The organism is Cuniculiplasma thermophilum (assembly GCF_052315355.1).
Classification (GTDB): domain Archaea; phylum Thermoplasmatota; class Thermoplasmata; order Thermoplasmatales; family Thermoplasmataceae; genus Cuniculiplasma.
Window position 1 is genome coordinate 1 of record NZ_JBLSDF010000035.1, and the last position, 18,827, is coordinate 18,827.

Annotated in this window: 21 protein-coding genes and 1 pseudogene; 12 read left to right on the top strand and 10 right to left on the bottom strand. The window is 38.7% G+C overall.

The genetic code is table 11. The features are described from left to right. Nucleotides 1-196 precede the first annotated feature (196 nt). On the top strand, nt 197-778 hold the full coding sequence (locus ACNF42_RS06810) for a hypothetical protein (protein WP_443339989.1): 582 nt from the start codon (nt 197-199) through the stop codon (nt 776-778). 20 nt (nt 779-798) lie between these two features. Here ACNF42_RS06810 and ACNF42_RS06815 read toward each other — a convergent pair whose 3' ends face one another. Then, nucleotides 799-1,548, bottom strand: coding sequence for a hypothetical protein (locus tag ACNF42_RS06815; protein WP_443339990.1), 750 nt, complete (start codon nt 1,546-1,548; stop codon nt 799-801). Nucleotides 1,549-1,758: 210 nt separating this feature from the next. On the opposite strand from ACNF42_RS06815, the gene ACNF42_RS06820 reads away from it, so the two are divergent. Then, on the top strand, nt 1,759-3,135 hold the full coding sequence (locus ACNF42_RS06820; protein WP_443339991.1) for a transposase: 1,377 nt from the start codon (nt 1,759-1,761) through the stop codon (nt 3,133-3,135). 85 nt (nt 3,136-3,220) lie between these two features. Here ACNF42_RS06820 and ACNF42_RS06825 read toward each other — a convergent pair whose 3' ends face one another. Then, nucleotides 3,221-3,766 carry a YceI family protein gene (locus ACNF42_RS06825; RefSeq protein WP_443339992.1) on the bottom strand — a complete coding sequence of 182 codons (546 nt, stop codon included), beginning with the start codon at nt 3,764-3,766 and terminating at the stop codon, nt 3,221-3,223. A 58-nt stretch (nt 3,767-3,824) separates the two neighbouring features. On the opposite strand from ACNF42_RS06825, the gene ACNF42_RS06830 reads away from it, so the two are divergent. The 3 genes from ACNF42_RS06830 (at nt 3,825) to ACNF42_RS06840 (ending at nt 6,702) form a co-directional block, all read left to right on the top strand. Further along, nucleotides 3,825-4,172, top strand: a complete 348-nt coding sequence (locus tag ACNF42_RS06830; RefSeq protein WP_443339993.1) for a winged helix-turn-helix transcriptional regulator — start codon at nt 3,825-3,827, stop codon at nt 4,170-4,172. Between the two features lie 65 nt (nt 4,173-4,237). After that, nucleotides 4,238-5,029 carry an ABC transporter ATP-binding protein gene (locus tag ACNF42_RS06835; protein ID WP_443339994.1) on the top strand — a complete coding sequence of 264 codons (792 nt, stop codon included), beginning with the start codon at nt 4,238-4,240 and terminating at the stop codon, nt 5,027-5,029. Beyond that, entirely contained in the window at nt 5,029-6,702 is a 1,674-nt protein-coding gene (locus ACNF42_RS06840; protein WP_443339995.1) for an ABC transporter permease subunit, read from the top strand. The genes ACNF42_RS06835 and ACNF42_RS06840 overlap by 1 nt, the downstream gene beginning before the upstream one ends. On the opposite strand, the gene ACNF42_RS06845 is transcribed toward ACNF42_RS06840, so the two are convergent. Continuing rightward, entirely contained in the window at nt 6,703-7,170 is a 468-nt protein-coding gene (locus ACNF42_RS06845; RefSeq protein ID WP_443339996.1) for an AAA-associated domain-containing protein, read from the bottom strand. An 82-nt stretch (nt 7,171-7,252) separates the two neighbouring features. Beyond that, nucleotides 7,253-7,615, bottom strand: coding sequence for a DUF488 domain-containing protein (locus tag ACNF42_RS06850; RefSeq protein WP_443339997.1), 363 nt, complete (start codon nt 7,613-7,615; stop codon nt 7,253-7,255). A gap of 129 nt (nt 7,616-7,744) precedes the next feature. On the opposite strand from ACNF42_RS06850, the gene ACNF42_RS06855 reads away from it, so the two are divergent. Then, a complete protein-coding gene (locus tag ACNF42_RS06855; protein ID WP_443339998.1) occupies nt 7,745-8,599 on the top strand; it encodes a hypothetical protein in 855 nt (284 codons plus the stop codon). Beyond that, complete coding sequence (locus ACNF42_RS06860; protein ID WP_443339999.1) at nt 8,599-9,873, top strand: cobyrinic acid a,c-diamide synthase CobB; 1,275 nt, start codon at nt 8,599-8,601, stop codon at nt 9,871-9,873. Before ACNF42_RS06855 ends, ACNF42_RS06860 begins: the two co-directional genes overlap by 1 nt. On the opposite strand, the gene ACNF42_RS06865 is transcribed toward ACNF42_RS06860, so the two are convergent. Further along, nucleotides 9,856-10,767: a branched-chain amino acid transaminase gene (locus ACNF42_RS06865; protein ID WP_443340000.1), complete on the bottom strand. Its 912-nt coding sequence runs from the start codon at nt 10,765-10,767 to the stop codon at nt 9,856-9,858. The two genes, ACNF42_RS06860 and ACNF42_RS06865, sit on opposite strands and share 18 nt — an antisense overlap. A gap of 356 nt (nt 10,768-11,123) precedes the next feature. Between ACNF42_RS06865 and ACNF42_RS06870 the strand changes: the two genes are divergently transcribed. Beyond that, a complete protein-coding gene (locus tag ACNF42_RS06870; protein ID WP_443340001.1) occupies nt 11,124-11,288 on the top strand; it encodes a hypothetical protein in 165 nt (54 codons plus the stop codon). A gap of 221 nt (nt 11,289-11,509) precedes the next feature. Here the strand turns inward: ACNF42_RS06870 and ACNF42_RS06875 are convergent, their stop codons facing one another. Together ACNF42_RS06875 and ACNF42_RS06880 are read right to left on the bottom strand one after the other, a co-directional pair. Next, nucleotides 11,510-12,400, bottom strand: a complete 891-nt coding sequence (locus tag ACNF42_RS06875; RefSeq protein ID WP_443340002.1) for an electron transfer flavoprotein subunit alpha/FixB family protein — start codon at nt 12,398-12,400, stop codon at nt 11,510-11,512. Next, nucleotides 12,397-13,146 carry an electron transfer flavoprotein subunit beta/FixA family protein gene (locus ACNF42_RS06880; protein WP_443340003.1) on the bottom strand — a complete coding sequence of 250 codons (750 nt, stop codon included), beginning with the start codon at nt 13,144-13,146 and terminating at the stop codon, nt 12,397-12,399. The genes ACNF42_RS06875 and ACNF42_RS06880 overlap by 4 nt, the downstream gene beginning before the upstream one ends. Before the next feature lie 149 nt (nt 13,147-13,295). Between ACNF42_RS06880 and ACNF42_RS06885 the strand changes: the two genes are divergently transcribed. The 3 genes from ACNF42_RS06885 to ACNF42_RS06895 are packed head-to-tail and all read left to right on the top strand — an operon-like array spanning nt 13,296 to nt 16,598. Further along, complete coding sequence (locus tag ACNF42_RS06885; RefSeq protein ID WP_443340005.1) at nt 13,296-14,486, top strand: acetyl-CoA C-acetyltransferase; 1,191 nt, start codon at nt 13,296-13,298, stop codon at nt 14,484-14,486. After that, nucleotides 14,486-15,610 (top strand): acyl-CoA dehydrogenase family protein, encoded by a 1,125-nt coding sequence (locus tag ACNF42_RS06890; protein ID WP_443340006.1) that lies wholly within the window; start codon nt 14,486-14,488, stop codon nt 15,608-15,610. The genes ACNF42_RS06885 and ACNF42_RS06890 overlap by 1 nt, the downstream gene beginning before the upstream one ends. Then, the gene (locus ACNF42_RS06895; RefSeq protein WP_443340007.1) at nt 15,603-16,598 is read left to right on the top strand and encodes an acyl-CoA dehydrogenase family protein; all 996 of its coding nucleotides are present in this window, start codon (nt 15,603-15,605) and stop codon (nt 16,596-16,598) included. The genes ACNF42_RS06890 and ACNF42_RS06895 overlap by 8 nt, the downstream gene beginning before the upstream one ends. A gap of 77 nt (nt 16,599-16,675) precedes the next feature. Here the strand turns inward: ACNF42_RS06895 and ACNF42_RS06900 are convergent, their stop codons facing one another. Further along, nucleotides 16,676-17,140: a hypothetical protein gene (locus ACNF42_RS06900; protein WP_443340008.1), complete on the bottom strand. Its 465-nt coding sequence runs from the start codon at nt 17,138-17,140 to the stop codon at nt 16,676-16,678. Nucleotides 17,141-17,255: 115 nt separating this feature from the next. On the opposite strand from ACNF42_RS06900, the gene ACNF42_RS06905 reads away from it, so the two are divergent. After that, complete coding sequence (locus ACNF42_RS06905; protein ID WP_443340009.1) at nt 17,256-17,789, top strand: cob(I)yrinic acid a,c-diamide adenosyltransferase; 534 nt, start codon at nt 17,256-17,258, stop codon at nt 17,787-17,789. Between the two features lie 8 nt (nt 17,790-17,797). Here ACNF42_RS06905 and ACNF42_RS06910 read toward each other — a convergent pair whose 3' ends face one another. Both ACNF42_RS06910 and ACNF42_RS06915 read right to left on the bottom strand, forming a co-directional pair. Beyond that, nucleotides 17,798-18,451: an MBL fold metallo-hydrolase gene (locus ACNF42_RS06910; protein WP_443340011.1), complete on the bottom strand. Its 654-nt coding sequence runs from the start codon at nt 18,449-18,451 to the stop codon at nt 17,798-17,800. 241 nt (nt 18,452-18,692) lie between these two features. Further along, a pseudogene (locus ACNF42_RS06915) lies at nt 18,693-18,827 on the bottom strand (IS256-like element ISFac8 family transposase); the annotation flags it as partial.

Below are 18,827 nucleotides of genomic sequence, written 5' to 3' on the forward strand. Positions count from 1 at the left end.
AATGAATACCAATGGATCATTTATCTTCATTGAGTTGTATTTCTCCTTCAACGCATGATCAAGAAGGTCACTCATACTGCAACATGCGTGTTTCATGAATAAATGTTACGGTGCTTAATGAGGGGTTATTAGAAATCCTCTAGATTCAAAATTGGGAAAAACTATATAATAATGCAAATTATCAGGCCATGATACTATGAATCCAAAAACACTTAAGAATTTTATATATAAGGTAGATCCGGTTACGAAGAAGAAATATGTCTATTTCCCTGCCGTGATTGCTGTAATTGTAGTGGTTGTAATGATAAGTAGTCTTTCAGCCGCTGCGGTGCTGAATGTTGCAACAGTGAAATCCTCCCAGAGTGCCTATGAAATTAACACCTCAGGAAATACGGATTTCACAAATGCCCCTACTCTTAACGCCAGCAATGTTCCGTCAACGGAATCAGGACTGATCTACAAAGAGAGCTCAACTTCAACTGGTACGCAGATAGCAGTTTTGGCCGGCCCAGCGAGTAAAGGCGTAACTGTCACCACTGGAGATTTTGCGGAAAGATTGGATTTCACCAGTATTTCTGCTCCAAATTTGGGGCAAGTGAACTTTACAGTTTATGACAGTTATACATCCACTTCAGGAACTACAGTGAACGGCGAATTTAACGCGACTGTAGACATTACATCATCTACAAACACCCTTATTGTGTATATTTACATTGACTTTGGAACAACAATCCCTGTGAATGTAAATTACATATCCGTGATAGTTGATGGAGCCTGATGAAATAAGTTACTATTTTATTATCTTTTTAATTCAGCATTAGGGAAATCAGAAAAATATAGTTCTATTTCAAATTGAGATTTCTCACTTAAAATTGAAATTATTGCATCCCCTCCATCTTTTTTAATTGCCATATTTTTGAATACTATCTTCTTGATCTTTTTTTCCTGCACTTCAGCGTAGAATTCGGAGTTTCCAGACTTTCCTATGGCTACGAAGCTTGGGATTTCTTCCATTTTATCTGTAATATATGATACAGACTCCATTGGCTCCTTTTTTACCTTCTCAAACAGAAACTTCTCATCTGAATTCATTCTATTTGATATTTTTTCGATCTCCCTAATAAAGGGCTCAAGATGCTTTTTTACCATATGTTCAGGGTTTAATGATGCTGTGCTTTTGGTAACAACCTGCCATAATTCACTTTCAGACATCACGTCCCATTTGATTTTAATCCTTGAACTGTGTTCAACCCGTGAAATCTCCATATCAATATTCATTTCAAAGTGCTCGCCAAAGTTAATTGACTTCAATTTATATCTTACAATATTGAATTCCTTCTCAGGGCCTTCGAGAGTGCCATAATATGAAATATTCTTAGCTTCGTCGGTGTAAGGGAGTATGGCGACTTCAAAACTATTTTTCCCTGTATTCCTGATAACAGACAGGTGAACTATTGAGGAAAAGAACAACTCAGGATTTCCAAAAAAATCCATTAGAACTGGAACCGGAAAATATGATTCTAGAACGAACTCTTTGGAAATATTCACAGATTCAAATATTCAGTGTGCTTATAAATCTTTTTCGTGCAATTAATATTGGGAAAAAAATACGAAGCTTAAACCTTAACTCCACCTTTTTTACATAGCATGTTAAACTTTGGTTTTTGATTATCTCATGGAAATCTGTTTTTTTACTCATTGGACTTATGATATGGGTATCAGAAGTATTTATATGCATGGTATGTACATGTATATTGTATGAATACTATTCCAGACTGGGCCAGGAAATACAAGACCAGAGGTGTATACATTCGTAATGTGGGAAACAATTACTACGCTTACAGAACCAGATCAAAGTGGATAAAGGAAGAGAAGAGGACAAAGACTCTTCCTCCTGAATATCTTGGTGTTGTGACTAAGAATGGTATTGTGAGGAAGGATCAGGTCATGGGGATAAGATCAGATTATGAATACGGAAACATTGCACTTCTATATGGAATAGCAGAAAAGACCATACTGCCGGTTCTGAAAGAGATTTATCCATACCTGTATGAGAGAATAATCAATTATGTCATCCTGAGAAATATACAGCCACTTCCAATGAAATCCATTCGATATCTGTATGAGAAGACATACCTTTCATGCATGTCTGATGAATCCATGACACCTGCTTCCATATCCGGTATGCTTTCATCACTTCCGGAAGAGAGAAGTATCAACGTTATGAGAAAGCTCACAGAAAAGGGTGAATATGTGCTCATGGATTCAACGGCAATATTCTCCAGATCAGAGAATATTTCATTTCTTGAACCTGGACATAATTCAAGGGAGATACATCTTCCACAGATCAATGTTATGATGCTCTTTTCCTCAACAAGAATAATGCCAACATTCATTAGGATTCTTCCCGGATCAATACGGGATGTTTCCGCCATGTCAAAAACAATTGACATGGCAGGTGTTGAGAAATGTGTTATCGTGGCCCATAAGGGATTCTTCTCCTCTGAAAATGTGGATAAACTAAAGAAAAAACATCTGAGTTATATCATTCCATTGAGAAGAAATTCATCACTCATACCTGAACAGGATCACTTCATGGGTGTGTTCATGTATGATGGCAAGCCTGTGAAGTACTGGAAGAGGAATGAAGATGTTTACATATATGAGGATCCTGTGCTGAAAAGCGAGGAGGAAAAAGATTATCTCATCCGGATTGAGGAGAATAAAAAAAGCAAAAAACAGTACGATGAAAATGAGATCAATTTTGGAAAGCTGTACCTTCTTTCGGATCTCAAAGAGGAACCTGAGAGAATATATCGGTTATACAAGCAGCGTGAATATGTGGAATACGCATTCAATGTATACAAAAATGATCTTGAGGTAGATCGATCATACCTGAGGGATGACCACATGCTATTCACCTACATGTTTCTGAATCTGCTGTCACTGTATCTCCACTTCCAGATTCTCAACATGATAGATGGAAAATACAGTGTAAGGGATGTGCTCCTCATACTTTCCAGAATCAAGATCTACAAAATGGAAAAGTCGGAGATCATGAGCGAAGTCCCGAAAAAGTCAAGGGAGCTTGTAGAAAAACTTGGTATCGATCTGAGCATGTTATGTAAAAATTGATGAGTTAAGGCTTAAAATTATGTTAGATTGAGAAAAAAAGAGAATAAAAAATGCTTAAGGATCATTATGAAAAGAATTGAATGAATCACTCCTGCATGATCATTTCCACATGGCCAGTGAATTTAATTTTGCTTCCTACCATGACCTTTCCAGCTTCTATCACTACATTCCAGGTTAATCCAAAATCCTCTCTTTTTATCTCTCCTTCCACCGTTATTCCAGCCCTTGTTTTACCATATGGATCTTTGATTATTCCTTCAATGTAGGATGTTAGTTCGATTTCCTTTGTAACGTTTTTTATTGTCAGATCACCTTTTATTATGTGTTTCTCTGCATCAACCTTCTTTATTGACTTACTCTTGAATCTGATCTCTGGAAACTTTGCAACGTCGAAGAAATCTGGTGATCTCAGATGGTTATCCCTGTCGTTCTCCCTTGTGTTTACGGAACCTGCATCTATAATAACTTCAAAGGATGCTTTTTCAGGGTCCGTATGAGAACCGCATGCAGTTACCGTAAATTTTTGGAAATTACCCTTTACAGTTGATATCATCATATGACGGGCGCTAAACTCAATTTCAGAGTGTGCTGGATCGCTGATCCACTTTATCTCTTTACTTTCTGTTTCCATAAGTAGGTATCATAATTACATTAATATACCATTTGTTACTTACATTAAAGTAGATATCATGGCGGATAGCAAAATTTCCGGAGACGCCCTTTGTCCGGTTATTGAAACTCTAAAGATAATAGGGGGTAAATGGGAGCTTAGTGTAATTAAAAGTCTTCTGGAAGGTCCCAAACGTTTCAATGAATTATTGAGATCATGTTATGGCATAAGTTCAAGGACACTTTCCAGAATATTGAAAAATCTTACGGATAATGGAATAATAAAAAGAGATGTCATATCAATCAGTCCAATAACGGTAGTATACATTCTCACACCCATGGGCAAGGAGATGAAACCTGTTATTGAATCAATAAGGGAATGGGGAAATAAATATGCCCTTAAGACCCCCATCATATCAAAGGATTGATTTCGTGAATTATTTTTCCCCAATTTAAGATATAAGATTTTTGTAATTCAAATACCATTTATACAATGAGGATATATCCGGAATGGTGGTTACTTGGAACAACGCTTGAGGTTTTGGACCTCGATTTCAGATATGAAAATGGATACAAAGTTTTTCAGGATATTAACCTCAAGGCAGAGAAGGGCAAGTTTATAGCCATTGTTGGACCTTCGGGTGTTGGTAAATCTACACTGTTAAGGTTGCTTGGCGCATTCCTGAAGCCTGAGAAGGGATCAGTTCTTCTACACGGAAGACCTGTATTGAGACCGACGCCTCTCATATCCATGGTTCATCAGTCCATAGTGACATTCCCCTGGATGACAGCAGAGGAAAATGTTGCCCTTTCTGTGAGAACGAAGAACCTTCCAAAGGAAAAGATAAAGGAGATTTCATCCCATGCTCTTGAAATGGTGGGTTTACAGGGTTTCAACGATCTTTATCCCAAGGAGATGAGTGGTGGGATGAGGCAGAGGGTTGCCGTGGCAAGATCCCTGGCTGCAGATCCAAAAATATTGCTTATGGATGAACCTTTTGCCCATCTTGATGAACTTACAGCAGAAGGTCTCAGGCAGGATATATACAATATTCTCTTTAATGAAGACAGCCCTCTTGAGACGGTTATAATGGTATCTCATAACCTCACGGAGGTTATTGAACTATCCGATACAGTGTTCATACTCAACGGAAATCCAGCAACGATTGTTGCGAAGGTTGATATTGATATACCTCGGCCCAGAAGTCCAAGGGATCCTAGTTTCGATCAGATGCTTGATAAGCTGTACTCATACCTTACCAGGAAAGGGGTGAAGAATCAGTGATGCCTGGAGTGGAATTTATAGTTAATTCTAACTCCATAGGCACAGTTAACGGGATTCCACTTCTTACAATAACACTGGCAGTCCTGGCAACCAGTATAAGGGTGCTTGGACTCATTCTCCTTTCAATAATTTCAGGATGGCTGCTTGCCTACGGGGCCATTAAAAGTAAGATTTTCGAAAACATATTCATATCCCTTATTGAGATCTTTGAAAGCGTACCTGTTATCACATTCTTTCCTGTTGTCCTCATAATATTTGTAGACAGGATAGGTGGTCAGCTTGGTGTGGAGTTAGCGGCAGATTTTCTTGTATTCACAGCGGTTGTGTGGAATATCTGGATGGGGGAATATCAGGCTTTTAAAACGGTACCAAGCGAAATGGTTGAGGTTGCCAGTAACTACAATTACGGTTTTCTGGATAAAATGGGAATGATTTACATACCCTATTCAATTCCAAGAATTGCAGCTAACCTTTTTCCAAGTGTATCTGACGGTTTTTTTTATATAACAGTAAGCGAGGTTTTTTCCATCGGGCTGACAAGCTATGCCACCTTTGGAATAGGCACTGAAATATCTTCACTCCTTGCACAGTCCAATTACTATGGAATACTCACCGCATTTATAATAATGGGAATTGTAATTGTTATGATAATTCTCGCCCTGCGTTACCTGAGCGAAAGAGCAGTGGCAAAGTATACTGTTGATACAGATATGCCCATAATGAGGAGGGGGAAACCAAGAATAAGACAGACCACCAGACTTTCCGCTGTGGCATCACTTAACACCCTTGGAAAACTGGCAAAGTATAACAGAGAAAGAAGACCTCAAAGAGATCCTGAGGAATTATTCTCCACTACACCCAAAAAAGGGAGAGGAAATTTAATTGCAGGCATAGTAGCGCTGATAATTTTCATCTATATAGTTTATTCTGCCATTGAACTTATAATGAGTGTAAGCATAAAAGAGTGGGATTATCTCTTCTCCAAAACCCCCTCTTTACTTTATGGTCTTATGCTTGACTACCTCAGAGTCATCACAATAACCCTTGTTTCACTATTCCTTGCACTCACTGTTGGGTACTATTTTGCTACGAGGAAGAGGGTTGAGAAGATAGGTATTCCCATCATACAGACAATAAGTGCATATCCTGTTCCCGCATACTTCCCTTTTCTATTTCTGGGAATTTATCCCTTTGTTGCTTCCATATTTGGATCCTACACTGAGGAGGCGCTTGTCCTCTTTCTTGGTTTTCTTTCCACATTCTACTACGTTTTCTATGGATTCTGGATGGGGGTAAAGGCAATGCCCTCTGAATATAATGAAATAATGAGAAATCTTGATCTGGGATTTTTCAGAAAGATGAGGTATGTCGTAATACCATCCACTTTTCCCTACCTGATCTCAGGAATAACATCAACGGTAAACAGCGCATGGGGTGGGCTTGAGATAGGCGAATACTGGCCAAACATAGCGGGAAACCGAACACTTCAGGTACACCAAGGATTGATGAAAACAATAGATATTTCCACTGCAAACGGGAACATAGCTCTGGCCGCGTGGGGTTCATTTATTTTTGCAATAATCGTGGCGGTTTACTCCATATTATTTACGAGGAAAATGATGGATCTTGCCAAGAGAAAATACGTGGCAGAAGAGGGAATATACAGCGTGTGATCAGAGAGAGGCTATGAAGCCATCCTCTGTTTTCTTAATTATTCCTGAATATACTCCCCATTCAATCAGGGTAACTTCGAGATTGTGATATCCAGTTGGGCTATTATATTTCTGAATCCCCTCCTTTGCCAGTTCTTCCATTATTCCTTCCAGATCAAATTCCTTAAGTTTTAAGGCTGTTGCAATCGGTTCCATGTTTATTATGGACCCCTTTAGAATCTCCTTTCTGTTTCTTGGACTTGATGATATGAACGTCTTCCCCTTTTCAGTGATCCATATGTCACCCTGATCTGTCTCTATAAGTCCAATATTGGAGGCAGTGTAAATAATTGGCATCAGGTCATCTATATCAACTTCCATTTCTTTTTCCAGCTCATAAATATCCGTCTTTTCCTTGAAAATGTGGTGAAGGACATACAATAGTCCAACTAAATCAGCAATTCTGGCATCTGGATCAATGACTTCCATCTTGACAATATATATTTGGCAGCTATTAAATGGTTATTGTGCAGAAATTCTTTTCACAGATAAGCAAAGTCTCCTGAACATATCATTCCCCCTTGCATTGATTCAAGAAGTTTTCATAATCTTCCAAAATCTCCTTGATAACAACCGCATTATTATGCTCCCTGTCACGAGCCGAATACAGCAGGGTTATGTTTTCATCCTTTCTCAGCTTTTCAAGATCACCTGATTTGCAGAGTTCCTTCCTGTACTCTTCTCTGAATTTCTCCCACTTCTCTAAGTCATGGGAGAACCACTTCCTTAAATCTGTTGAAGGCGCAATGCCTTTCATCCACTGGTCAATATTTCCTTTCTCTTTGGAAATTCCTCTGGGCCATATCCGGTCTACAAGGATTCGCTTTCCATCCTCTATGCTATAATCATCATAGATTCGCTTTATCCTGATCATGAGACATCAAGGAGTTATAGATAAATTTACAATATTAAATCTCTTTAAAGAACAACGCTAAATTTATAATCAACATATGTGATTTGGAAAAGGATGTTGATTAAAAACTTTTACCCAAAAAATTATTTTATGATTAAATTTCAGGTGCCAATCAACAGTAGCCTATTCACTCTTTCTAAGGATTTGTCATTAAAGGGAATGTGCTTCATTGAAGATAACAGGATAACAAGTGTTATTAAAAAGGAAACGGAAGAGAAGAGAGACTTTCTTATGTTTCTCTCCAAAACAAAAATAAAGGAGGCTCCGGATTACTATTACTGCTCCATTTATGAAAATACCAATCTGTCTGAATTTTCCAGAATATTGGAATCCCCTTCCTTTATTACAGACTATATTTATTTTTGCAACGGATACATTAATTTCAGAATCTCCTATCACAGAAAATACAATAATCTTGTCTCTGAAATAATGCCCGATCTGGTACAAAATGGAATAGATATTGAATATGTGGGAGTTTACAGAAACCTAAGGGATGATTTAAATAATATCTCAAAAGAGGTTAGTTTGAAATCTATTATATTCAAAACAACTGTTCCTGAATACTATTTGAAAAATGATAAGAGTGCACAGATTAAATGGTCAAGGATAGTAAGAGGATTTTTCTCCCAAAATTTAGATTCAGTATATTTTATTGATGATATCAATGAACCTCCTGATATATTTGTGCCCATAGACAGAGAAGCAAACATATATCAGGCAAGGACTGAAAATCCTCTGCTCTTAAAGGAGGAAGAGGTGATTGAAGAGGAAGGCATGAAACCAGTTGCAGCAATGAATTACTTTGATGGAAATGTTCTTTGGATTCAATATATACTAATGAAAAGGGATGTTTCAAGGTTTATTTCCAAATATGGTGAAGCTCTGAGTGAATTTCCAGAGTGGAACGGATACATTTATGAAATAGAGAATCTTGAAGATTTCTAATGAGATCTATTGGCATAACCGCTATGAGCACGGGTTCAGGGAAAACCTCGGTTACGTCTGCACTGCTTTATTCCCTGAATATGCCAGTTCAGGTAAAGGTAGGTCCAGATTTTATAGATCCTCTTGTTTTGAAAGGTATTACAGGAAGAAAGGGCTATAACATAGATAGGTGGATACAGGGAAGAAATTATCTGGACATACCAAAACTTGCATCGCAGAATAATGATTATGCAGTCTATGAAGGTGTGATGGGTTTTTATGACAGCGGACTTGGAAGGCATTATTCAACAAAGGCGTACTTTGAGAAACTTAATGTTCCCTATGTGCTGGTTGTGGACGTCTTAAAGTATGGGGAGTCAATATATTACAATACGGTTGGATTTAAAGGAAAATCAATGCTTGGAGTAATACTGAACAGATACTCCACAGAACGACACCTGGAGCTCGTTGAAAAACCATTTAAAGAACATGGTGTGAGGGTGCTTGGAAGCATTCCCTTTAGGGAAGACCTGGAGATGAAAGAAAGACACCTTGGAATAAACGTAGAAGATGGGCAGAAAAAGGCACTCCACATAGGGAAAGAAATAAGCAGATATCTGGATACTGACTTTGTTGAGGATCTTGAGGATAGGGAGTATGAGGGAGTATTTCAGGAAGATGAAAGGAAGAGCGAAATGAAAATAGCAATTGCCATGGATAATGCCTTCAATTTCTATTACAGAAATTCTCTAGATTATCTTGAAAGAAATTTTAATGTGGAATATTTTTCTCCCATCCATAATGAAGTCCCGAAGGATCCAGATTTTGTATACATAGGAGGGGGATATCCCGAACTACACGGAGAGGAACTTGAGAATGCTACCGACACTGTTGAATTCCTACGAGAATTTAATAGAAATGGAGGAAGAATCTATTCAGAATGTGGAGGCACTATGTATCTTCTCGAAACTCTTGAAACAGGAGATAAGAGATATAGAATGGCGGGTGTTTTCAGCGGCAAATCCCATATGGAGAAGCGCCCAATACTATCATACACTGAGTTAAATGCAGAAGTAAAAAATCCCCTATTTCCGGTTAATTACAGGATCAGAGGACACGAGTTTCATTACAGTAGAATTGAGACAAAAGAGAATATGGCTTTTTCTATGAAAAAGGGACAGGGTATAGATGGAAGAGATGGAATTTTAAAGAGAAATTCCATAGGAATGTACACTCACATTGATATGATGAGATATGGAAAAAGGATATTTGAAAAATTAAGAGACAGGAGTTAACCACGATGAATAATTCGGATTCTTCCCTGATACGATATTGAAGTATTCGTCTCTTATTTTTGCCGTTATCTTTCCTGTTTTGCCGTTGCCTATTTCTATTCCATCAACATTTACAATTGGAGTGACTTCTGCGGCAGTACCTACAAAAAAGAGTTCATCTGCAGTGTAGAGCTCTTCCCTGTGTATAAGTCTCTCCTTTACAGTGTAACCAAGGTCCTTCGCAAGTTTCAGTAGGCTATCTCTGGTTATTCCCAATAAAATTGCGCTTTCCTTCCCTGGAGTCAATATTTCCCCGTCCTTCACCATCATTATATTTTCCCCAGGACCTTCCGCTACATATCCATCCCTTGTGGTAAGTATGGCTTCGTCATACCCTGATTCGTGAGCATCGTGCATTGCGATTACAGAATTTAGATAATTTCCACTTGCCTTTGCCTGAATGGGCAAAATCGAAGAATCAATCCTGTGCCACGAGGAAACTTTACACCTTAATCCAACATCTGCCTCAGAAAAATATTTACCGAATGGAATTGCAGCTATGAATGTACTTACCGGTTTTCCACTGGTTCCTACACCTACATGGTCATCGTCATAGAAGGCGAATGGCCGGATATAACAAGATTTTAAATTATTTATTTTTACAACCTCTTTGGTTGCATTTTCAAGCTCCTCCAGTGAAAAACCAAGTTTCATCCTGTAAATTTTCGCAGTATTCAGGAACCTCACAATATGGTCCCTGAGTCTGAAAATTGATGGCCCAGCAGGAGTTTCGTATGCTCTTATTCCCTCAAAAATTCCGCTTCCATACTGCAGGGAGTGAGTGAGAATGGGCACCTTTGCTTTGCTCTCTTCCACGAACTGACCGTTTAGCCAGTACATTTTTTCTTGACTCATGAATCAATAATTGAAAACCGTATTAAACAGTTTTCAATCTTAATAAAGAAATCTGTCTTTTTTTCCATAGAATTCTTTAAAATACATTGACGGTCGTATATTTTATGTCGAATAGAATGAGGATTTTCGCTTATATGATAAAGAATGAGCATAAAAATAAAATAATTATTCAAATCTGAAATTACTGAAAGAAGTGTAGAAATGTTATGATTATCATGAAAAATTGGAGAGCATACCTGCTCTTATAAAAAATCCAATGCAGGGGTTGAAGAAATTTTATTTTATAAGAAATCGCAATAAATAAAAAGCAAAAATTAAATACCACTTAATCGTTTAGTTATTGGTGATATTCTTATATGAATGAGATAGAAGAATTTGACCTGTGGGAAATTCAGGGCCAGTTTGAATCGGTGGACTTTAAACCTACAGACTATATAGAATTATCCCAACTGAGAGCAGAAAACATTATATTCCCGGCTGATAGACCGGATGATGATGAAGAAGAAAATGATGATGAATAAAACTGCATAAAGTTTGGGCATATCTAGACATAAGCTTTAATCTTGGCTTTCCAGATATTTTTTAATTTATTTTCTGAAGTATTATTTGTTTTGACTCTCGTTGGATGTTTTTCATTATCTATTTGTCTTTCTTAATTTAATTAGATATAAAGGTTCCCGGTTTCATCTTTTTTATTACAGGATAATAGGTTAATGCTCTCTATAAAAAAAGAAATGAGGAATTATTTCTTAAGTGCTTCCACAAGTTTTGGAACTATCTGAAAGAGATCACCGACTATTCCATAATCACATTCCTGGAAAATTGGGGCATCCCTGTCCTTATTTATGGCGACAACTAACTTGGCGCCTCTCATTCCCGCTATGTGCTGTATTTGACCAGATATTCCAAGAGCAATGTACACCTTTGGTTTCACCTTCTTTCCCGAAAGACCAACCTGTCTCTCTTCACTTAACCACTTGTAATCAAGACAGACTGGCCTTGAGCCTGCTAGTTCACCATGAGTGACATTTACCAGAGGCATGATGCTTTCTATTGATTCCTTTTTACCTATTCCTCTTCCCACTGAAACGAGGATGTTTGCACTTTCTATATTTGTTGAACTCTTTTCCTTCTGCTTTACTTCCATCAGTGTGATTTTAGATTCAGAAAGGTTTATTGTTTCTATTTTCTCAGTCTTATCCCCCTCCTTGGCGTCAAAGGAACCTGGAGTAACAGTTATGATCTTGGAATTTGATTCCTCTTCCATAATCGTCTTCCCTCCGAAGAAGAATCTCTTTGTTATCAGTTTATCAGAGGATAGATCGAAGTCAAACACTTCCGTCATTGCAGGACTAGTGAGTTTGGCTGATAAAATACCTGCAACCTCCCTCCCAAGGGGACTTGATGAAATTATTATAAGATCGTATGAGTTCAGATCCATAGAAGAAAGTGCTGCTGAAACGTTATCAGGAAAGGCCTTTCCCTTTAAAACATAGAGATTTTTAATTCCATAGTTCTGGCAATTTTCGGATTGACCATCCAGCGTAACTGCTGAAACCTCCCCCTTATCTCTAAGTTTAGTTGCAAGTCCAGCTACCGATTTTGAATCGTCTGCAAACACTAAAAATTTCATCTGATTTCACCTCTTATTGCCTTTGAAACTGCTTCCACTCCCTTATCCACATCTTCGTATACTTCTCTCTTTCTGTCGCTTTTTGGTGCGAGATTACTGAGAACCTTTGATGGACTAGTAACCTCAATCTTTGCCTGTTCCACATTTATTGGCTTTCTACCAGCAGCCATAATTTGAAGTACAGGGGGAAGCCTGGGCTGGTTTATTTCCTGAGTTACAGACACAACACATGGAGTTTTTCCTGAAATTATCTCATCACTCTCGTCAAGAACTCTTTTAATTTTTATGGTGTCCCCATCAGCCTCAATGCTCACAGCATTTCCCATAAGTGGAGCTTCAAGCATTGCAGATAAAAGACCAGGGAGGAGTCCGGTATATGAATCTGCTGACTGGTTGCCAAGGATAACGACATCGTATTTTCCTATTGCCCTGATCTTATCAGAGATTATCTTTGCAGTCAGATATGGATTATTGCCAGCATAACCCGTGATTATATATCCCTCATCAACACCCATAGCATAGGCCTCTTTCATGGCAGAATTGGATTTGTCCGTACCAAAAATAATACAAGTTACCTTTCCACCGTTCTTTTCCTTCAGTTGAACTGCGGCCTCTATTGCATTTTTACTCAGGTTCTCAATTCTCAATGGTATGTTCTGCAATACTGGTTCGCCAGTCTTTGGATCATTTCTTAACTGATCTATATCAATAATTTGTTTAACTAAAACTATTATGTTTAGTGACAAAACATTACCTCCTTATACGTATTGAAGCATTTTTTAAATACTTAATACATCCCTTTGTGAATTAATTTATGGAATAATAATGTGTCGATTTCGTAAGTCGATATCGAAAATCTATTTATAAATCCTATTCATATAGAACCAGTGTGATTATGAGCGAAAACGATGTTTATATTGTTGATTACAGGAGAACAGCGTTCTCCAGGTCAAGGCCGAATCAGCCTGAAAGAGATGTTTTTAATTCTATAAGGATGGATGAGGCTCTTGGTATGTTAATAAAGGATGTTGTGTCCAAATCGTCTATAAATACAAACGACATAAATGATATGATTACAGGATGTGCGATACAGGCTGATGAGAACTGGACCTACGGTGGAAGACATCCCGTCTTCCTTGCTGGCCTTCCTTTCAATGTGCCAAGCATGTCATTGGATAGGGCCTGCTCTTCGTCCCTGAACGCAGTTACTATTGGGGCTATGGAAATAATGACGGGAAATTCTGAGGTGGTACTGGCAGGTGGAATGGAACACATGACGCACGTTCCCCTTAGCAATAACCCTCACGTGAAGCCTAATATGAGGCTCATGGTGAGACCGGAGTACATGAAATATCAGATGAATATTTCTTACAACATGCTTGCTACCGCAGAAAAACTTGCAGACCTTAGAGGTATAACAAGAGAAGAAATGGATAAATATTCCTATGAAAGCCATAAGCTGGCTGCAAAGGCCCAGGAAGATGGTTACTTCAAAGGGGAAATCCTTCCAGTGGAAGTAGAGCATGAAGGACAAACCATAGTCGTTGATAAGGATCAGGCAGTTAGGAAAGATGCGACTCTGGAGGATATGAAGAAACTGAAACCTGCCTACAAAGAAGACGGTGTTATTACTGCAGGAAACTCTTCTCCCCTAAATGCGGGTGCCTCACTCGTGGCTCTTATGAGTGAGAAGAAGATGAATGAGTACGGTATGAAGCCACTGGTAAAAATAAAAAGCTTTGCCTGGGCGGGGGTTGATCCAACCATAATGGGAGAAGGCCCGGTTCCAGCAACCAAAAAAGCTCTGGAAAAGGCCAAACTGAAACCTGAAGATATTGACATATGGGAGATAAACGAAGCTTTTGCAGTGGTGGTTCTGAATGCAATGAAAGCTTTTAATATTCCCCGGGAAAAGGTAAACGTTCATGGAGGAGGTATATCCATAGGACATCCACTTGGAGCCACAGGGGCCAGAATAGTGGGAACACTTGGAAGAATACTTAAAGAAAGGAATAAGAAATATGGCGTGGCAACCCTCTGTGTTGGAGGTGGCCAGGGATATTCAGTAGTTGTGGAGGCGGTATAATGGATTTCGATCTACCTGAAGAACTGGAAGAATACAGAAAGAAAGTGAGAGAATTCGCACTCAGAGAATTTAAACCTGAACTGGCAGAAAAGTGCGACAGAAATGAAGAATACCCGGATGAACTTAGAAAGAAAACCTTTGGAGAAGGTCTGGTTGATTTTTCAAATCCATGGAAGACCATGATTGCCATTGAAGAGATGTGCAGAGTCGATCCTGGACTTGGAATTTCTGCCACCGTTCCATACTTTGGAGCAGAGGTTTTAATGCTCCACGGAAGTGATTATCTAAGGGAGAAGTACCTTTCAAGAGTTGCACAAGGCAAGGCCATGATGGGGCTTGGGGTCACAGAACCTGGAGGAGGAAGTGATGTTGCGGGATTGAAGACAAACGCACGAAAGGAGGGCAATAAATACATAGTAAACGGTTCAAAGATGTTCATAACCAATGGAACCATAGCCGACTTTTTTGTTATGCTTGTCAGAACTTCACCTCCGGACGATCCTAAAAAAAGGCATCATGGTCTGAGTGTACTTGTTGTAGAGAGGAATTTCAAGGGTTTTGATACTAACCATCTTACTGGAAAACTTGGCGTAAGGGCCACAAACACAGGTGAATTAATACTCAATAATGTGGAGGTGCCCGAGGAAAATCTTGTTGGAGAGGAGGGCAAGGGTTTCTATTATATAATGGAATTTTTCAACATTTCAAGGGTTTTCGTGGCTGCTCAATCCATTGGAATTGCACAGGGTGCACTGGATAGGGCTTCAGCCTATCTCATATCAGAGGAGGCAAAAGGGCATTTTGTCGGAGAAGAGAGAAAATTCAAACTTGCAGAGATAGCCACAAGAGTAGAAGCGTCAAGGCTCCTGATGTATAAGGCTGCCTCCTATCTTTTCAACTACAGACCAAATCCAATGATAACAAGCATGGCGAAGGGCTATGCATCAGAAACCGCAACGTTCGCAGCTGAAACTGCAATGGAGATAACCGGGTCTTATGGACTTAAGACTGATCTTGAAAGATTATTCAGAGATTCCAAGATAATGGAGATATGGGAAGGAACAAGCGAAGTTGAAAAAATAGTAATTTCAAGAGTTATGATGAAAGGTGATAAAAATGAATGAGCAGACAGAAATGATGATGCAGACAATAAAGCAATTTGCAGATGGAAACATATCAGATATCGCACTCAAAATAGAGAGGGAGGGCATACCCGAAGAACTTTATGGAAAAATAATACAACAGGGCCTTATTGGGGCAACACTTCCTCCTGAAATGGGTGGTGCTGGACTTGACAGGGCCAGCTATGATGCCATACTTTTCCAGCTTGCCAGTGTATCACCATCTGTCGCATTTCATGTCTTTCTTAATAATTCTATAATACTTAGAATCTTAGAAAAGGCTGGAAAGAAAGATGAAATTTCAAAAGTTCTTTCAGGATCAATCAGGTATGGCTTCGCCCCGGGATCAATGATGGAAGGGGGAGAGGATGATGAGGGATATCTGCTTATTGAGCCAGGTTCTAAGAACATTGTTGTGGATAGGAAAGATGGAAGTATCTTGATAAGCGATGCCAGTGTTCAACTTTTAAACAAAAAGCCTCTTGGTCTGAGAGGGCTGAAAACAGATATTTCAAAATCGGAAATTGGTGGAGAGAAAATACTTTCGAAGGAAGAAGCAGAAAAGATCTGGGAAGAAGGATCATGGCACGCAGCTGCCATATTCCTTGGCCTTTCGGAAGGGGCATTGAATAAGGCCATAGAATACACCAAGGTCAGAAAAACTTTCAACTATTCACTCAAGGATTATGAACCTGTGGCATTCAGACTAAGTGAACTTAAGAGTGAAATGGAAATTCTTAAAAATACCTTATTTGGTGACAAGGAAGATCTTCTTACAGGAATGATGCTTAAGACCATTTCTGCAGAATTTGCGAGAAGAACCACAAAATATGCATTGCAGTTCCATGGAGGGTACGGTTATCTGGAGGATTTTGGAGTAGAGAAGTTTTACAGGGATGCAGTTTCACTTAATTCCATAATGTTCAGACCTGTCAGAGATAAGATGGCTCTAGCAACAAAGATATACGATGAGAAATCAGGATTCCGTTAATCCTCAATAAAAGTCAATATATCTTTTATTTAAATAAAAAATATTTTATTTATATTGTTTGTGTCATCAGAAATTTTTCACTGAGTCTTTTTGTAATTTTTTGCTGAGATCATCATTATTACGTATATGACAAGACAGAATATGAAAGAGGCAAGCATTCCAAGAGATAGTGAGGGATCTGAAATGTTCTGTTCCACAAGGAACATGCCGCTTATACTGGCCCCAACAAGAGACAGAAAGGCAAAACCTGAAAGCATTACAAATATCAACCCCTTATCCCTTGCCACAAGGAGAATGTATATGCTGAACAGAACCAAAATAACTGCAAGTACTCCGTGGAGAATTATTTCTATTCCACCCTGCACAAAGACAAAGTAGAAAGCCTTCTCCACATTCATGGAGTTATATGTAGAAGAGACCTTTGTCGGGTTATTGGTAAAAATATTCACTAGCACCCCAAAAATAAGCTGCAATACAAGTAACCCAAGCATCACGTGTACAAGGTTTTTGAATCTTCCATAGGATTCAGCTTCATTTTCCATAATTTGTTATGAATTTGTATTATTTAAAAATTGACCAAAGAAACTTTAAAACTTATCTACACATTTGTGAAAAAAGCTTCATAAAATTTAATTACAGATGATAATTACTGTGATTATGTATACAAAAAGAGGTGACAAAGGTGAAACAGATACCGGTACAGGAATGCGTGTCACCAAGGGTTCTCACATTATTGATGCGGAAGGGGATTTTGACGAATTGAACTCATTTATAGGTTTCGCTCTTGTTAATACTAAGTGGGACGATATAAGGAAGGATCTGGAACAGGTTCAGGTTGACCTTTTCGTTTGTGGGGAACACATTACTGCACAGGCCAGCAGAAGAACCATAACGGAAGAGAGAGTAAAATGGCTGGAGGAAAGGGTTAACATTTACCGGAAGGAGTACGGTAGGATAAAGCTTTTTGTCATACCCGGTGGGAGTGTTGAATCCACTTCTCTCCATATGGCCAGAACCGTGTGCAGGAGACTGGAAAGGGATCTAGTTAAGGCAAAGGACGAGGTTGAAATAAGTCCGGTCATAGAGGAATATGTAAACAGGCTATCCTCTCTCCTTTTCTTCCATTCCATAATTTCAAACAGGAGACTTGGGATTGAGGAAAGAATATGGTACCTCAGGGAACTCCCCTGAATGCCTTCCTAATAAAGGCTCCCCTTTTTAATAGCATTTTTCAGAAATGTGTTGTTCAGTATCTCGAACCTGAGGTCTGTTGAATCCCCGTGCCCGGGATAAATTTTTGTGCTTTCTCTCATGCTTCCGATCATCTTCAATGAATTAACTAGCTTTTCCTGATTCCCTCCCATATCGGTCCTTCCCACTGAAAGCCTGAATAGTGTGTCCCCACTAAGAATGAAGCCGTCTGAATATAAGACTACACTACCCATCGTGTGCCCAGGAGTTTCAAGTACCTTAATCACGTGGCTTCCGATTTTGAATTCTGTTTTGTCATTAATGGGATTGATGCTTGATGGTACGGTTATATCAATGTCCATTCCCATCTTTCTAATTAGTGTATCCTGATTTTTCATCATTTCAATATCTGCACTGTGCATATAGAAAGGAATCCCATATTTTTCCTGAATCTGAAACACTCCATCCACGTGATCGAAATGTCCATGTGTTGCAACCACTCCTGTGGGAGTAAGACCGTTCATCGATATATCTTCAATAACCTTGCTCTGATCCCTGCTACTATCCACAATCATACATTCACCCTCTGATGATAATATGTATGTGTTTGTCATTAGAGAACCTGTAATTATTCTTCTAATTTTTAACAAACTCCCACTCACATTCATACATTTAGGGTTTGTATATATTGATTTCTTATTCTTCTCCTGAGAAGGAGGTGGCTTTAATAAATGCCATACCGAACCTGTGAAAAAAGTTTCTGACAGTACAGGAACAATGTATTTTGGGACTTGGAGAAAAACCTATTATCAAAATCAAATCTATTTTTGCAATAGAATTGGAGATTTCGCTCCAAATAAATTCTTTAAAAAGAACTCTCATAGTGTCCCAAATGTTGTGTATTTATAAAGGATACCTCCTTTGGAACATTTCCTTAATCTCATCAATGCATTTATAATATCCCCTCAATGATCTCATAGACCATTTATCATTTATCTCTGCTGCTCTCAGATAAATGATCTTCATTGCACTCTCTTC

Bases quoted from the DNA above. Each gene is read 5' to 3' on its own strand.
- ACNF42_RS06885 (WP_443340005.1), top strand. From the start codon at position 13,296: ATGAGCGAAAACGATGTTTATATTGTTGATTACAGGAGAACAGCGTTC.
- ACNF42_RS06870 (WP_443340001.1), top strand. From the start codon at position 11,124: ATGAATGAGATAGAAGAATTTGACCTGTGGGAAATTCAGGGCCAGTTT.
- ACNF42_RS06835 (WP_443339994.1), top strand. From the start codon at position 4,238: ATGAGGATATATCCGGAATGGTGGTTACTTGGAACAACGCTTGAGGTT.
- ACNF42_RS06875 (WP_443340002.1), bottom strand. From the start codon at position 12,400: ATGAAATTTTTAGTGTTTGCAGACGATTCAAAATCGGTAGCTGGACTT.
- ACNF42_RS06810 (WP_443339989.1), top strand. From the start codon at position 197: ATGAATCCAAAAACACTTAAGAATTTTATATATAAGGTAGATCCGGTT.
- ACNF42_RS06850 (WP_443339997.1), bottom strand. From the start codon at position 7,615: ATGATCAGGATAAAGCGAATCTATGATGATTATAGCATAGAGGATGGA.
- ACNF42_RS06820 (WP_443339991.1), top strand. From the start codon at position 1,759: ATGAATACTATTCCAGACTGGGCCAGGAAATACAAGACCAGAGGTGTA.
- ACNF42_RS06860 (WP_443339999.1), top strand. From the start codon at position 8,599: ATGAGATCTATTGGCATAACCGCTATGAGCACGGGTTCAGGGAAAACC.
- ACNF42_RS06840 (WP_443339995.1), top strand. From the start codon at position 5,029: ATGCCTGGAGTGGAATTTATAGTTAATTCTAACTCCATAGGCACAGTT.
- ACNF42_RS06900 (WP_443340008.1), bottom strand. From the start codon at position 17,140: ATGGAAAATGAAGCTGAATCCTATGGAAGATTCAAAAACCTTGTACAC.
- ACNF42_RS06825 (WP_443339992.1), bottom strand. From the start codon at position 3,766: ATGGAAACAGAAAGTAAAGAGATAAAGTGGATCAGCGATCCAGCACAC.
- ACNF42_RS06845 (WP_443339996.1), bottom strand. From the start codon at position 7,170: ATGGAAGTCATTGATCCAGATGCCAGAATTGCTGATTTAGTTGGACTA.
- ACNF42_RS06895 (WP_443340007.1), top strand. From the start codon at position 15,603: ATGAATGAGCAGACAGAAATGATGATGCAGACAATAAAGCAATTTGCA.
- ACNF42_RS06865 (WP_443340000.1), bottom strand. From the start codon at position 10,767: ATGAGTCAAGAAAAAATGTACTGGCTAAACGGTCAGTTCGTGGAAGAG.
- ACNF42_RS06830 (WP_443339993.1), top strand. From the start codon at position 3,825: ATGGCGGATAGCAAAATTTCCGGAGACGCCCTTTGTCCGGTTATTGAA.
- ACNF42_RS06905 (WP_443340009.1), top strand. From the start codon at position 17,256: ATGTATACAAAAAGAGGTGACAAAGGTGAAACAGATACCGGTACAGGA.
- ACNF42_RS06855 (WP_443339998.1), top strand. From the start codon at position 7,745: ATGATTAAATTTCAGGTGCCAATCAACAGTAGCCTATTCACTCTTTCT.
- ACNF42_RS06890 (WP_443340006.1), top strand. From the start codon at position 14,486: ATGGATTTCGATCTACCTGAAGAACTGGAAGAATACAGAAAGAAAGTG.